Source organism: Micromonospora nigra (genome assembly GCF_900091585.1).
Taxonomy (GTDB): domain Bacteria; phylum Actinomycetota; class Actinomycetes; order Mycobacteriales; family Micromonosporaceae; genus Micromonospora; species Micromonospora nigra.
The window spans coordinates 1,719,971-1,732,855 of record NZ_FMHT01000003.1; the positions used below are offsets into that span (position 1 = coordinate 1,719,971).

The following is a 12,885-nucleotide window of genomic DNA, read 5'->3' on the forward strand; positions in this document are numbered from 1 at the left end:
CCAGACACCATCACGTCCCGCTGCGGAACGATCCGGCCAACGGCCAACGGCCAACGGCCAACGGCCCACAGCCAACGGCCAACGGCCAACGGCCAACGGCCAACGGCCAACGGCCAACGGCCAACGGCCAACGGCCAACGGCCAACGGCTCACGGCCAGCGAACCGGCGGACGGTCAGGCCCAGGGGTCGGCGGCGGCGGCCCGGCGACGGACCTCCAGCTCGGCGGCCTCCTCCAGGGTGGGGGCCGTGCCGCCCAGGTGCTTGGGCTGCCACCAGCTGTCCTCCGGGCCGGCCGGCGAGTCGGGATAGTTCCGCTGGGCCCGGTCCACCAGCTCGGTCAGCCGGACCTTCAGGTCGGCCGTCATGGCGTTGGTGTCCGGGTAGTCGGCGGGCTGCATCGGCTCGCCGATGATGATGGTGATCGGAACGTGCCGGCGGGTCAGGGTGCGGGGGCGGCCCTTGGTCCAGAGCCGTTGCCCGCCCCACAGCGCCACCGGCAGCACCGGCACGTCGGCGTCCCGGGCCATCCGCGTCGCGCCGCTCTTGATCTCCTTGACCACGAACGACCGGCTGATCGTCGCCTCGGGGAAGACGCCCACCACCTCGCCGGCCCGCAGCGCCGTCACGGCGGCGCTGTAGGAACCGGCGCCGGCCCGCCGGTCGACGGGGATGTGCCGCATGCCGCGCATCAGCGGACCCGACACCTTGTGCGTGAACACCGACTTCTTGGCCATGAACCGCACGAGACGTTTGGAGTCCTGCGCGCCCAGCCCACAGAAGATGAAGTCGAGGTAGCTGACGTGGTTGCTGGCCATCACCGCCCCGCCGCTGCGCGGCACGTGGTGGGCCCCCTCCACGGTGATCTTCAGGTCGAGGACCCGGAACATCGTCTTGGCGGCGGCGACAACGGGCGGGTACACGAACTCCGGCATTCACCAACTTTACAACGCGTAGGTTACGACACCGTAGGTGGGCGAGGCCGGATCTGCCGGGTGCCGGCCACCCGACGGCGGCCGGCACCGGGGCGTCAGTCCGCCAGTCGGTGCAGGTCGAGGCGGCCCCGGGCGAAGGCGTCCACCCGACCCCAGCGGCCCGGGATGTCCAGCACCTCGATCCGGCCCATCCCGATCGGCAGCTTCGGCTCCACGGCCAGGTGACCCTCGTGCGGCTCCAGGCCCAGCATGGTCCGCAGCAGCAGCAGTGGCGCGCCCGTCGACCAGGCCTGCGGACTGCACGCCGTGGGGTACTCGACGGGGAACTTGGTCTGCTCCCGCGGATATCCGCCGAACGCCTCCGGCAGCCGGCCGTCGAAGAAGCGGGCGGCGTCGAGGATGCCGCTGGCGATGGTCGCGGCCTCCTCGGCGAAGCCGTAGTTGCGCAGGCCCCAGGCGCAGAACGACGTGTCGAAGGGCCAGACCGTGCCGTTGTGGTAGCCGATCGGGTTGTACCGCACCTCCCCCTCGGCCAGCGTCCGCACCCCGAACCCGGAGAACAGCCGGGGTCCCACCAGGTGTCGGGCGATCTGCTCGGCGCGCTCGTCGGTGACGATGCCGCTCCACAGCAGGTGCCCGATGTTGGAGCTGAGCACGTCGCACTGGCGGCCCTCCGGGTCGAGCGCGAGCGCGTAGTACCCGCCGTCGGCCACCCACCAGTCCCGGTTGAACCGCTCCTTGAGGGCCACCGCCTCCCGCTCCAACTGCTCGGCGTACGCCGGGTCGCCCCAGAACTCCCGGGCCATCCGGGCGGCGCGGATCTTCGCGTCGTACGCGTAGCCCTGCACCTCGCAGGTGGCCCGGGGGAACGGCGGCAGGGTGCCGTCCCGGTAGGAGATGGAGTCCCAGGAGTCCTTCCAGCACTGGTTCTCCAGGCCGGTGTCGGTGTTGCGCCGCTCGTACCAGATGTAGCCGTTGCCGACCAGGTCGGCGTGGTCGTCGATCCACCGCAGCGCCCGGCGGCACTCCGGCTCCAGTTCCCTGACCAACTCGACGTCGCCGCTCCACCGCTCGTACTCGTCGAGCAGCACGATGAACAGCGGCGTGGAGTCCACCGCCCCGTAGTACGGCGAGTGCGGCTGTTCCTCGAAGGCGGCCGTCTCGCCGTACCGCATCTCGTGCAGGATCCGACCCGGGTCCTCCTCCCGGAAGTCGTCGAACCGGGTGCCCTGCAACGCGGCCAGGATCCGCAGGGTGGTCCTGGACAGCTGTGGAGTGAACGGCAGGGTCTGCAGACAGGTCAGAATGCTGTCCCGACCGAACATCGTCATGAACCAGGGCAGGCCCGCCGCCGGCAGCGTCGCCCCGCCGAGCGACAGCGGGGAGAAGCGCAGCGCGGCCAGGTCGATCAGGCTGCGCCGGTAGGTGGCCGCCATCCGGTCGTGTTCGCTGTTGACCTTCGGCGCGTTGGCGATCCACTCCTCCAGGTCGTGCTGGAGGGCCAGCCGTTCGGTGCCGTGCGCCCGCAGTCCCATCCGCAGGTCGCGGCCACCCGGCCCGATCGCGAAGCTCTGCACGTCGATCTCGGTGTGCCACTGCTCGTTCGGCTCCAGGTGGACGGAGTAGGCGAAGCCGTTGCTGTCGAACCGCGCCGGACGGGAGCACGAGATCACCGTCTGCCGGTGGAAGTTGCCCCGCCGGTAGCCCAGCCGCAGCCGGTCCGCTTCCGCCTCGGCGTACAGCTCGCCCTTCTTGTTGAGGATCTCGTCCTTGACCTGGAACAGGTCGGCGAAGTCCGACCCCGCGTCCATCCGGATCTCCAGGTCCACCGGCTTCTCGTCGTGGTTGAGGATGACGATCGACTCCCGGAAGCTGCCTCCGACGGCCCGCTCCCGGATGATCGACAGTTTCGCGTCGACGTAGTGGGTCGCCATGCCCGGCACGAGGAAGAACCGCGCCTCGTAGTACTGGAGGTCGTCGTAGGACAGCGAGTTGAGGCGCTCGCCGTTGACGGTCAGCACCCATTTCGACAGGAACCGGGTGTCCAGCGAGAACATGCCCGTCGGCTCGGTCGGCGTGGCCTCGATGTCACCGGTGTCCTGGGAGACGACGAACGTGCTGCCGTCGAGGATCCGCACCGTGCCGCTCGCTGCCATCAGCGTGCCCCCTTCGGGAACCGCCGGCGTGGCCCGTGCGCGTGCGGCGAGCCGGGGAAGATCCGCTCGACCTGCACCATCAGCCGGGCGTCGCCGCTGACCGTCATGTCGCCACGCAGGAGGGCCGCGAGGCCCTGCTCCCGGCCGGTCGCGAGGTCGTCGAACACGGCCGGGCTGGTTCCCACGACCGTGTCGGCCTCCAGGTCCTCCCGGCTGACCCGCATGTTCCCCCGGTCGATGCGCAGCAGCCAGTGCGTGGTCTGCGGTCCGTCGTTCAGGTCGAAGCGCAGCGTCCCCGAGGACTTCGCCAACAGGGGCTCGTACCCCCGGCGGTCGAGATCCTCGAAGAACCGCGTGGTCGCGTCCAGCATCGCCGTCCTACCCCCCGTCGATCCAGCCCGGTGCCCGGGTCCACACCGGGGTCCCCGGTCGGGACCGGGTCAACCTCGCCCGCATCGGGTGAGTCACGGGAGGGGGAGACGCGCGGCGCCGGCCCCCGAACCGGGAACCGGCGTCCGTGGTACGCGTCGGTCAGTTGTTGGGTTCGTTGGCGCTGATGTCGGCGAGCACCGACTGCGGCTCCCGCTCGACGGCCAGGTCGCCCATCGACACCAACCCCACGAGCCTGCCGTCGTCGACCACCGGCAGCCGGCGTACGGCGTACGTGCGCATCAGGTCGGCGGCGGCGACCGCGTCGTCGTACTGGCTGACGGTGATGATGTCCCTGCTGGTGATCGCGTCCAGACGGGTGCTGTTCGGGTCCATGTCCTCTGCGACCGCTCGGACCGTGATGTCCCGGTCCGTCACGATACCGACCACGGCGTCGCCGTCGGTCACCACGACGTCGCCGATCGCGGAGTCACGCATCTCCTGGGCCGCCGCCATCAGCGTGCTGTTGCCGTCCATGGTCACCAACCGGGTCGTCATGAACTCTCCGACCGTTGTCATGGTGCTCCCCTCTCGGTGTCGGCACGGCCCGTCTACCCGCCGCCCCGACGCAGGTAACACCGCCGCGAGCGGGCTGGAACCGACACCGCCCGCGAGCGGGCTGGAACCGACACCGCCCGCCCGACGGTCCCCGGTCGTCAGCGGGTCTCGGCGGCCACCAGCTCGGCGATCTGCACCGCGTTGAGGGCGGCGCCCTTGCGCAGGTTGTCGTTGGAGCAGAACAGAGCCAGCCCGTGCTCGACGGTCTCGTCGGCGCGGATCCGCCCCACGTAGGTCGGGTCCTGGCCGGCGGCCTGAAGCGGGGTGGGCACGTCCGACAGCGTCACCCCCGGCGCCCCGTCGAGCAGCTCGCGGGCGCGCTGCGGAGTGACCGGCCGGGCGAAGCGGGCGTTGATCTGCAACGAGTGGCCGGTGAACACGGGAACCCGCACGCAGGTGCCGGAGACCAGCAGGCCGGGGATCTCCAGGATCTTGCGGCTCTCGTTGCGCAGCTTCTGCTCCTCGTCGGTCTCCTCGGAGCCGTCGTCGACGATCGACCCGGCGAGCGGGAGCACGTTGAAGGCGATCGGCCGGGCGAAGGAGCGCGGCGCGGGGAACTCCACGGCGGCACCGTCGAAGGCGAGACCGGCGGCGTCCCCGGCGACCTTGCGGACCTGCTCGTCCAGCTCGGCGACCCCGGCCAGCCCGGCCCCGGAGACCGCCTGGTAGGTCGAGACGACCAGGCTGACCAGCTCCGCCTCCTCGTGCAGCGGGCGCAGCACCGGCATCGCGGCCATGGTGGTGCAGTTCGGGTTGGCGATGATGCCCCGGGGGCGCACGGCGACGGCGTGCGGGTTGACCTCGGCGACGACCAGCGGCACCTCGGGGTCCGTCCGGAAGGCGGAGGAGTTGTCGATGACGACCGCGCCGGCGGCGGCGACCCGCGGGGCGAGTTCCCGCGCGGTGCCCTTGCCCGCCGAGAAGAGCACGATGTCCAGCCCCGCGTAGTCGGCCGTGGCCGCGTCCTCGACGGTCACCTCGCCGTCGCGCCACGGCAGGCTCCGGCCCACCGACCGGGCCGACGCGAACAACCGCACCTGCTCCGTCGGGAACTCGCGCTCCGCCAGCACCTGCCGCATCACGCCACCGACCTGGCCGGTGGCTCCCACAATGCCGATCCTCATGCCCGCGAGGCTACCCAGGCGACCGGCCGGGCGGGGAACGCTTTCCCACCGCCCGGGCCGGTCGGAGCCCGGATCACAGGGTGGCGTCGATCACCTCACCCAGACCCGTCGCGGTGAGTTCGTCCCTGATCATCGCAGCGTCACCCTCGATCACCAGAGTCAGCGTCTCCGGGTGCAGGTGGGTGGCAGCCGCCGCGGAGACCTCGTCGACGTCGGCGGCGAGCAGCTGCTCACGGAGCCGGGCGTGGTAGTCGTCGGGAAGGTCGTGCACGACCAGGGTGGTCAACGCCGCGGCGATCGCCCGGGGGCTCTGCAACTCGACGGAGAGCTGGCCGGCCCGCCAGGACCGGGCCACCGCCAGTTCGTCGGCGGTCACCCCGACCTCCTTGGTACGGGTGATCTCGCCGACCGTCTCCACCAGAGCCGGTGCGGTGACGGCGGTCTGCACCCCCGAGGTGACCGCGAAGCGCCCGAACCGCCGGGCCGAGGCGAAGTCACCGCGGATGCCGTAGGTGTAGCCGCGCACCTCCCGGATCAGGTGGTTGAGTCGGGAGGTGAACGCCCCGCCGAGCACGGTGCCGGCGAGGGTCATCGGCACGTGGTCGGGGTGGGCCCGGTGCGGTGCCGGGTGGCCGAGGCGCAGCGTGGACTGCACCGAGCCGGGCCGGTCCACCAGGATGATCTTCCGATCGGCGCGCGGGGGCACCGCCACGGGACCACCCCGCTCGACCGCACCGCCGCCGGTGCCGGCGAACGCCGTACGACCCAGCGCGGCCAGGTCCAGCCGCTCCAGGTCACCGGCGACGACCAGGGTGCCGGGGCGGATGAACCACTCGGAGTGGAAGACCGTCACGTCCTCCACGTCCAGCGCCGCCACCGACGCCGGATCGCCGTACAGCGGGCGACCCCAGCGGGTTTCCGCGCCGAACAGGTCGGCACGCAGCACCGCGTCGGCGCGCGGGCCCGGGTTCGCCCAGTCCATCCGCAGCGCGGTGGCCTCGTCGTCGCGAACCCGCCGCACGTCGTCCGGGTCGAGTCTGGGGGTGCGCACGGCCTCGGCTAGCAGTTCCACGGCGGCGGTCAGCCGGTCCACCGGCACCTGCACGCTGACCTGGAAGGAGTCCCAGTCCAGCCCGGTCACCAGCTCGGTGCCGAGGGCCTCGATGGCCAGCGCGTAGGCGGTCGCGTCGCGTTGCGCGGTGCCCTCCTCCAGCGCCTTGGCCAGCACCGCCCCCAGCCCCTCCCGGCCGACCGGCTCGCGGGCGGCACCCCCGTCGAGCAGCAGCACCGCGACGGCCAGGTTCTGTCCGGGCAGGTGCGCGGCGACGACCCGCCCACCGGCCACGTCCCGCCGGACGACCTGCGGGAAGCGGTAGGGACGGGCGGCACCCGGCCCGGGACGCTCGGCGATCAGGCTCACTGGTCTTTCCCTTCGGGGAGGTACGTCAGAGTCACCCGGTCGGCGGGCGCGAGCACCTCGGCAGCCGCCTCGGCGATCTGCTCGGCCGTCACCGCCAGCCAGGCCGGCAGCCGTTCGCCGGCAGCCGCCGGATCGCCGAACTGGGTGGCGTACCGGCCGAGGGTGTCCGCCCGACCGTCGACGGTGGACATCTGCCGCCACCAGGCGGTACTCAGCAGCGCCTTGGCCCGGTCCAGCTCGGCGGCGGTGACCGCGACGGTGGTCAGCTCGTCGACGACCTCGGCCAGCCCGGCGGCGAGCCGCTCCGCGTCGACTCCGGGCCGGGCGGTGGCGGTGGCGATCAGCGGAGCGGGGGCGTGCGCCAGGTCCACCCCGTACGCCCCGACCAGATCCGGCTGGGCGATCCGTTCCCCGTCGGCGAGGCGCTGGTAGAGGCGGCTGCCCCGACCGCTGCCGAGGACGGTGGCCAGCACGGTCACCACGTCGTACCCGGGGCCGCCGAACGGGTGGGTGCGGTGCGCGACGTACGCCCGGGGCGCGGGCACGTCGGCGACGACCTGCTCCACGGCCGGCTGCCCGGCGGCCGGCACCGTCCGCCCGTCCGGTGCGGCGGGGATCTCCGGGCGCGGCGGGATCGCGCCGAAGTACTTGTCGGCCAGCGCGAAGACGTCGGCGGCGGCGGCGTCCCCGACGACGGTCAGCACGGCGTTGTTCGGCGCGTAGTACGTCGCGTGGAACGCCTGGAAGGTGGCCAGGTCGGCGGCGTTCAGGTCGGCCATCGACCCGATCGTGGGGTGGTGGTAGGGATGCCCGGGTGGGTAGAGCAGCGGCAGCAGCCGCAGCCACGCGTCGCCGTACGGGACGTTCTCGTAGCGCTGCCGCCGTTCGTTCTTCACCACGTCCCGCTGGTTGTCCAGCGTCTCCTGGGTCAGCGCGGGGACGAGGCCACCCATCCGGTCGGCCTCCAGCCACAGCGCCAGTTCCAGATGCTCGGCGGGGACGGTCTCGAAGTAGTTGGTGCGGTCCGGGTTGGTGGTCGCGTTCAGCGAACCACCGGCCCCCTGCACCAGTTTCATGTGCTCGGTCTTGGCGACGTTCACCGAACCTTCGAACATGAGGTGCTCGAACAGGTGCGCGAAGCCCGTCTGCCCGGCCGGCTCGTGCCGGGAGCCGACGTCGTACCAGATGTTGACCGCGACCGCCGGTGCGGTGCGGTCCTCGCTCACCACCACACGCAGGCCGTTGTCCAGTCGGGTGGTCTCGATGGGCCAGGGGTAACCGCTGTCGGGCATGGCCCGACGCTATCCGATCTCCGGGTCACGAAGGGAACGAGACGGCACGCGGCGAGCCGGTATCGAGCGCGGGCCACCGGGTACGGAGGGGCATGCCCGCACCCTTGTCACCCACCCCCGCCGACCGGGCCGCCGCCGCGCTCACCCGGGCCGCCGCCGCCCTGGCCCGGGTGCGCCGGGCCCGTCTGCTGCACCCGGCGGGTCGGACCTTCGCCGGGGAGGTGCTGGTCTGGGGCTCATCCGGGCCCCCCACCGGGGTGCCGCTGCTCGACGAGCCGGGCCGTTACCGGGCGACCGTCCGGCTGTCCAAGGGGGTTCCCACCCCCGGCGCCTGGCCGGACGTGCTCGGGCTGGCGGTGCGGCTGCACCGGCCCGAGGGCCCGCCGTTCGACCTGCTGGTCAGCTCCAGCGGCGCGGCGCCGGTGCTGCGGAACCTGCCGCTGCCGCGGCGGCGCTTCGCCGGGACGTACTCGACGATCATGTCCTACCGGGCCGGCCGGCGGCGGCTGTGGCTGGCCGCGCTGGCCGACCCGGAGTCGGTCGACCTGGGCCGCAGCCTGGCCGAGGTGACCGCCGCGACCCGGGCGGACGCGCCCCGGCTGGTGCTCGGGGTCGCGTCCGCGGTCGGGCCGTGGCGGCTGTTCGGGCAGGTCAGCCTCGGCGACCAGCTCAGCGCCCAGGAGGACGCGGCGCTGGCCTTCGACCCGGTGGCGAACCTGCCGTGGGGGTTACGGGCGGTGGGCCCGATGGCCTGGCTGCGGGAGCACACCTACCGGGGCTCCCGCAGCGCGCGGGGGGCCACCGCTCAGTCGGGCGGCTCGATCGGGGTCACGGTCTGATCGGAGGTACGCCGTTCCAGGACCGTGTCGGGGGCGGCGTTCTGGTCGGCCTCCCGCCGGTCCGAGTCGGCGAGGATCGCGTCGGCCTGCGCCTGCGGGTCGTCGCTGCCGGCCGCCGCCTCCTCGGGCAGGAGGTGGGCGCGGGACTCCACCCGGTCCTGGTCGCTCTGCTGGTGAGTCATGTCCGGTTCCTTACCCCGCGCGCGGTCCGCGCACGCGGTCAGGAGCGGAACGGGCCGCGCACCTCGTAGGTGATGCCGCCGCTGGACGAGCCGGAGGTGCCGCGCTGGGAGGAGAAGTAGAACCGGGTGCCGTCGGGTGAGAACGCCGGCCCGCAGATCTCCGAGGACGACTGGCCGGTGATCCGCAGGAACGGCGCGACCACCTCGTCGGGGGTGATGATGTTGATCTCCATGTTGCCGCCGTCCTCGGCCACGTACAGGTCCCCGCCCGGCGTGCCGGTGATGTTGTCCACCCCGGTCAGCGGCGCGCTGCCGGAGACCAGCGAGTCGTCGTACGCCAGGGCGATGCGCTGGTTGACCGCGTCGTACGCCCACACCCGGTTGTCGCCCTTCGTGGTGAACCAGCAGGTGCCGTCGGCGTACCAGCAGCCCTCGCCGCCGTTGAACCGCTTCGCGCCGGAGACCTGGTTGCGGGTGTAGGTGGGCGACCCGTCGGGGTCGGGCACCCGGGCCCAGGTCACCGGGCCGCTGGTGGCGGAACCGGCGACCAGCACCTCCAGGGTGCCGGCCGACAGGTCGCCCCAGGTGGTGGGCCGGAAGCGGTAGAAGCAGCCGGTCGACTCGTCCTCGGTCAGGTAGATCACCCGACGGACCGGGTCGCAGGCCGCCGCCTCGTGGGTGAACCGCCCCATGGCCGCCCGCCGCACCCCGGCCTTACCGCCCTGCGGGTACGTCTCGTAGACGTACCCCCGGCTGACCTCCTCGCCGGACAGCCAGGTTCCCCACGGGGTGGCGCCGCCGGCGCAGTTGCGGTTGGTGTTCGACAGGATCCGGTACGCCGAGGCGATGCTGCCGTCGGCGTTGAACCGCACCGCCGAGACCCCGCCGGTACCGGAGATCTCGGAGTTCGAGACGTAGATCCAGCCGGTGCCCGCGGCGAAGCAGGCCCCGCCGTCGGGGGCGTCGTGCCAGGTGTACGAGGTTCCGGAGACGGCCTGCCGCGAGCGGGCGATGATCCGGCTGGTGAAGCCGGCGGGCAACTGGATGCCCCGGGCGTCGGCGGGTTGCAGCGGCCCGTAGGGGCTGGCCCCGGGCTGGGCGGGCGCGGCCAGCGCGGCTCCGGCCCAGAGGCTGCCGGAGAAAGCTGCGGCCCCACCGGCGACGGTGGCGCGCAGGACGGTACGACGGTCCATCGAAAACCTCCGATTACGGCGTGCGGTGGCGCCGAAACTACCGACCGTTCTATCGACGGAGATGAACGTGAAGCGAGGTGTTGCCGACGAGGGGATGGCCATGTCGCTCCGGTCGGGTACGCTGACCGGCGTGACGCGTTCGTATCGATGGTTTAGGCAGCCGGCTCGCAAGCCGGTGACTTCACCATGATCTGACGTCACCAGGTTCACGAGCCGGCCGGGCAGGAGCTTCACGCTCCTGCCCTTTCGCGTACGAGCAGCCGGCTCGACCCGGGCACCGGCACCGGGGGCGGTCGGCGGAAGGATGCCCACCGTGACGACCCCGGAGACCGACCGGGTCAGCGATCAGCGGATCGACCGTGTCGTGCCGCTGACCACCCCTGCCCTGCTGCACCACGAGCTGCCCCTGGACGCCACCCTCGCCTCGGCCGTACTGGCCGGTCGGCGCGCGGTGAGCCGGGTGCTGGACCGCACCGACGACCGCCTGCTGGTGGTGGTCGGCCCCTGCTCGGTGCACGACCCGGCCGCCGCGCTGGAGTACGCCCACCGCCTGCGGGCCACCGCCGACCGGCTCGCCGACGACCTGCTCGTGGTCATGCGGGTGTACTTCGAGAAGCCCCGCTCGACGGTGGGCTGGAAGGGCCTGATCAACGACCCGGGGCTCGACGGCTCCGGCGACGTGAACACGGGTCTGCGCAAGGCCCGCGCGCTGCTGCTCGACGTGCTGCGCCTGGGGCTGCCGGTGGGCTGCGAGTTCCTCGACCCCATCACCCCGCAGTACATCGCCGACACCGTGGGGTGGGGCGCGATCGGCGCCCGTACGGTGGAGAGCCAGGTGCACCGGCAGCTCGCCTCCGGCCTGTCCATGCCCATCGGCATGAAGAACCGTCCCGACGGCAGCATCTCCACGGCGGTCGACGCGATCCGGGCGGCGGGCGTGCCGCACGTGTTCCCGGGCATCGACCACTCCGGCACGCCGGCGATCCTGCACACCCGCGGCAACGCCGACGGCCACCTGGTGCTGCGCGGGGGCGGCGGTCGGCCGAACTACGACGCCGCGTCGGTGGCGGGGGCGCTGGACCTGCTGCGGGCGGCCGGGCTGCCGCAGCGGCTGGTCGTGGACGCCAGCCACGCCAACAGCGGCAAGGACCACCGCAACCAGCCGTTGGTGGCCGCCGACGTGGCCAGCCAGATCGCCGGCGGCCAGCGCGGCATCACGGGCATCATGCTGGAGAGCTTCCTGCTCGCCGGCCGGCAGGAGCTGGACCCGACCCGGGAGCTGACGTACGGCCGGTCGATCACGGACGCCTGCATCGGCTGGGACACCACCGACGAGGTCCTCTCCCACCTGGCCCAGGCGGTCCGCACCCGCCGCGCCACCCACCCCGTCCCCGCCTGAACCCGGACAGTGCCGCCCCCGGGGTACGCCCGGGGCGGCACAACCCGGAATGGGGCGCCCCCGGGACGGATCGCGCGACGATGCCGGGTTTGACCGATTCGGTCGCGGGTAGCTGAGCCATGTGAGCGACGACGCACCCGTGCGAGACACCACCGTCGGAGCGGCCGCCGAACCGGACGCGCCCGCCGTCGACCCGTCCGACCTGCCCACCGCGGAGATCTGGGTGGCGGAGGACGACCTACCGGACGAGGACCTGGACACCCGGCCCCTCGACGAGTTGCTCGACGACCTCTACCACGGCCAGGAGCGGATCAGCCAGGCGGACATCTACCGCCGCGCGGTGGCCGCGGAGCTGCCCTCCCAGCTGCTCTCCCGACTGTCCGCGCTGCCGCAGGGCGAGTACTCCGTCGACGAGGTGACCGACCTGCTGGGCGGCGCCCAGCCCTGACCGCCCGGCCGCGTACGCCCACCGAGTCCCGGACCGCCCGGGCCGCCCCCACGGCGGCGACGAGGAACAGGAGCGCGAGATGCCCCGACGCGACGAACACGACCACGAGGACCTGCAGGCGCTCGGCCAGCCACCGGAGGGCACCGACACGCTGCCCGAGCCGGACTTCGCCAACGAACACGACCGCACCGCCGTCGACCGGGACATCGTCACCGGCGCGGACGCCGACGAGCGCGAGCCCGAGTCACCGCACGGCTGGGCCGGCATGGAGCGCTGACCCCCACCCGCCCGTCGCGGACCTGGTCCCGACGGGCGGGTGCACGGTCGTCCCACGCCGTCAGTCCTCGTCGTCGCCCTCGGCGGCCTGCTGCGCCACCGCGTAGGCCATCTGGAGGAAGTCCGAGGCGGCCACCGCCGTCAGCGCGGTGGCGACCAGCCGGGTGAGCCGGGGAACCAGCACCAGCCCGCCGGTGAGCCCGGTGGCCACCCAGACCGCGAGGCAGAACGGGCAGCTCAGCAGTTCACCGATGGCGTGCCGGGCGGAGCTGCCGGAGTCGCGTACCTGCTCCATCACCTCGCCACTGCCGATGGGCCGGTCGTAGCGGGTGAACGGGGCCCGCAGCGGGCTGGTCACCGCGTCCTTGGACAGCAGCCGGCTCAGCTTGTGGGTGGCGACGGCGAGCAGCACCACGTCTGCGGGTGCCGGTCGCTCCGGCACGGGACGGCCGGTCACCCGGACCAGCCCGGCGATGGCGGCGGTCACGCCCGCGTAGGTGCCCATCGCCGCCAGGTAGCCGCCGAGCGGCCGGTGTTCGTGCGGCGCGTAGGCCTGGCGCAGCCTCGCCACCTTCTGCTTCAGGTCGCTCACCCGGTCTCCTCACGGTCTCGGCGCGCCCCACGGTCGCGGGGAGC

At 72.8% G+C, this 12,885-nt stretch carries 14 protein-coding genes; 4 read left to right on the forward strand and 10 right to left on the reverse strand.

All coding sequences use genetic code 11. The features are described from left to right. Window positions 1–174: 174 nt before the first annotated feature. The 7 genes from GA0070616_RS07090 to GA0070616_RS07120 form a co-directional block, all read right to left on the reverse strand. Window positions 175–933, reverse strand: a complete 759-nt coding sequence (locus GA0070616_RS07090) for a lysophospholipid acyltransferase family protein (RefSeq protein WP_091078201.1) — start codon at window positions 931–933, stop codon at window positions 175–177. Window positions 934–1,028: 95 nt separating this feature from the next. Beyond that, window positions 1,029–3,089: an amylo-alpha-1,6-glucosidase gene (locus tag GA0070616_RS07095; RefSeq protein ID WP_091078205.1), complete on the reverse strand. Its 2,061-nt coding sequence runs from the start codon at window positions 3,087–3,089 to the stop codon at window positions 1,029–1,031. Beyond that, window positions 3,089–3,460 (reverse strand): SCP2 sterol-binding domain-containing protein, encoded by a 372-nt coding sequence (locus GA0070616_RS07100; protein ID WP_091078209.1) that lies wholly within the window; start codon window positions 3,458–3,460, stop codon window positions 3,089–3,091. The genes GA0070616_RS07095 and GA0070616_RS07100 overlap by 1 nt, the downstream gene beginning before the upstream one ends. Before the next feature lie 160 nt (window positions 3,461–3,620). Beyond that, window positions 3,621–4,037, reverse strand: coding sequence for a CBS domain-containing protein (locus tag GA0070616_RS07105; protein WP_091078212.1), 417 nt, complete (start codon window positions 4,035–4,037; stop codon window positions 3,621–3,623). A 137-nt stretch (window positions 4,038–4,174) separates the two neighbouring features. Then, window positions 4,175–5,200, reverse strand: a complete 1,026-nt coding sequence (locus GA0070616_RS07110; protein WP_091078215.1) for an aspartate-semialdehyde dehydrogenase — start codon at window positions 5,198–5,200, stop codon at window positions 4,175–4,177. A 73-nt stretch (window positions 5,201–5,273) separates the two neighbouring features. Then, complete coding sequence (locus GA0070616_RS07115; protein WP_091078219.1) at window positions 5,274–6,620, reverse strand: M16 family metallopeptidase; 1,347 nt, start codon at window positions 6,618–6,620, stop codon at window positions 5,274–5,276. Further along, the gene (locus GA0070616_RS07120) at window positions 6,617–7,912 is read right to left on the reverse strand and encodes a M16 family metallopeptidase (RefSeq protein WP_091078222.1); all 1,296 of its coding nucleotides are present in this window, start codon (window positions 7,910–7,912) and stop codon (window positions 6,617–6,619) included. The genes GA0070616_RS07115 and GA0070616_RS07120 overlap by 4 nt, the downstream gene beginning before the upstream one ends. Before the next feature lie 92 nt (window positions 7,913–8,004). On the opposite strand from GA0070616_RS07120, the gene GA0070616_RS07125 reads away from it, so the two are divergent. Continuing rightward, window positions 8,005–8,751, forward strand: coding sequence for a phosphodiesterase (locus GA0070616_RS07125; RefSeq protein ID WP_139128861.1), 747 nt, complete (start codon window positions 8,005–8,007; stop codon window positions 8,749–8,751). Here the strand turns inward: GA0070616_RS07125 and GA0070616_RS07130 are convergent. Both GA0070616_RS07130 and GA0070616_RS07135 read right to left on the reverse strand, forming a co-directional pair. Continuing rightward, the gene (locus GA0070616_RS07130) at window positions 8,718–8,933 is read right to left on the reverse strand and encodes a hypothetical protein (RefSeq protein ID WP_091078226.1); all 216 of its coding nucleotides are present in this window, start codon (window positions 8,931–8,933) and stop codon (window positions 8,718–8,720) included. The genes GA0070616_RS07125 and GA0070616_RS07130 overlap by 34 nt on opposite strands. A 38-nt stretch (window positions 8,934–8,971) precedes the next feature. Then, window positions 8,972–10,126 (reverse strand): alkaline phosphatase PhoX, encoded by a 1,155-nt coding sequence (locus GA0070616_RS07135; RefSeq protein ID WP_091078229.1) that lies wholly within the window; start codon window positions 10,124–10,126, stop codon window positions 8,972–8,974. A gap of 304 nt (window positions 10,127–10,430) precedes the next feature. On the opposite strand from GA0070616_RS07135, the gene GA0070616_RS07140 reads away from it, so the two are divergent. From GA0070616_RS07140 to GA0070616_RS07150, 3 genes are all read left to right on the forward strand, one after another. Next, window positions 10,431–11,525 (forward strand): 3-deoxy-7-phosphoheptulonate synthase, encoded by a 1,095-nt coding sequence (locus GA0070616_RS07140; protein ID WP_091078233.1) that lies wholly within the window; start codon window positions 10,431–10,433, stop codon window positions 11,523–11,525. Between the two features lie 217 nt (window positions 11,526–11,742). After that, entirely contained in the window at window positions 11,743–11,973 is a 231-nt protein-coding gene (locus GA0070616_RS07145; protein WP_175440246.1) for a hypothetical protein, read from the forward strand. A gap of 79 nt (window positions 11,974–12,052) precedes the next feature. Next, window positions 12,053–12,250 carry a hypothetical protein gene (locus GA0070616_RS07150; protein WP_091078236.1) on the forward strand — a complete coding sequence of 66 codons (198 nt, stop codon included), beginning with the start codon at window positions 12,053–12,055 and terminating at the stop codon, window positions 12,248–12,250. 60 nt (window positions 12,251–12,310) lie between these two features. Here the strand turns inward: GA0070616_RS07150 and GA0070616_RS07155 are convergent, their stop codons facing one another. Continuing rightward, on the reverse strand, window positions 12,311–12,841 hold the full coding sequence (locus GA0070616_RS07155; RefSeq protein ID WP_091078240.1) for a DUF1360 domain-containing protein: 531 nt from the start codon (window positions 12,839–12,841) through the stop codon (window positions 12,311–12,313). Window positions 12,842–12,885: the final 44 nt, after the last annotated feature.

Excerpts from the sequence above, each read along its gene's own strand:
- GA0070616_RS07105 (WP_091078212.1), bottom strand. The coding sequence starts at position 4,037 with ATGACAACGGTCGGAGAGTTCATGACGACCCGGTTGGTGACCATGGAC.
- GA0070616_RS07090 (WP_091078201.1), bottom strand. The coding sequence starts at position 933 with ATGCCGGAGTTCGTGTACCCGCCCGTTGTCGCCGCCGCCAAGACGATG.
- GA0070616_RS07125 (WP_139128861.1), top strand. The coding sequence starts at position 8,005 with ATGCCCGCACCCTTGTCACCCACCCCCGCCGACCGGGCCGCCGCCGCG.
- GA0070616_RS07120 (WP_091078222.1), bottom strand. The coding sequence starts at position 7,912 with ATGCCCGACAGCGGTTACCCCTGGCCCATCGAGACCACCCGACTGGAC.
- GA0070616_RS07130 (WP_091078226.1), bottom strand. The coding sequence starts at position 8,933 with ATGACTCACCAGCAGAGCGACCAGGACCGGGTGGAGTCCCGCGCCCAC.
- GA0070616_RS07140 (WP_091078233.1), top strand. The coding sequence starts at position 10,431 with ATGCCCACCGTGACGACCCCGGAGACCGACCGGGTCAGCGATCAGCGG.
- GA0070616_RS07095 (WP_091078205.1), bottom strand. The coding sequence starts at position 3,089 with ATGGCAGCGAGCGGCACGGTGCGGATCCTCGACGGCAGCACGTTCGTC.
- GA0070616_RS07100 (WP_091078209.1), bottom strand. The coding sequence starts at position 3,460 with ATGCTGGACGCGACCACGCGGTTCTTCGAGGATCTCGACCGCCGGGGG.
- GA0070616_RS07135 (WP_091078229.1), bottom strand. The coding sequence starts at position 10,126 with ATGGACCGTCGTACCGTCCTGCGCGCCACCGTCGCCGGTGGGGCCGCA.
- GA0070616_RS07110 (WP_091078215.1), bottom strand. The coding sequence starts at position 5,200 with ATGAGGATCGGCATTGTGGGAGCCACCGGCCAGGTCGGTGGCGTGATG.
- GA0070616_RS07150 (WP_091078236.1), top strand. The coding sequence starts at position 12,053 with ATGCCCCGACGCGACGAACACGACCACGAGGACCTGCAGGCGCTCGGC.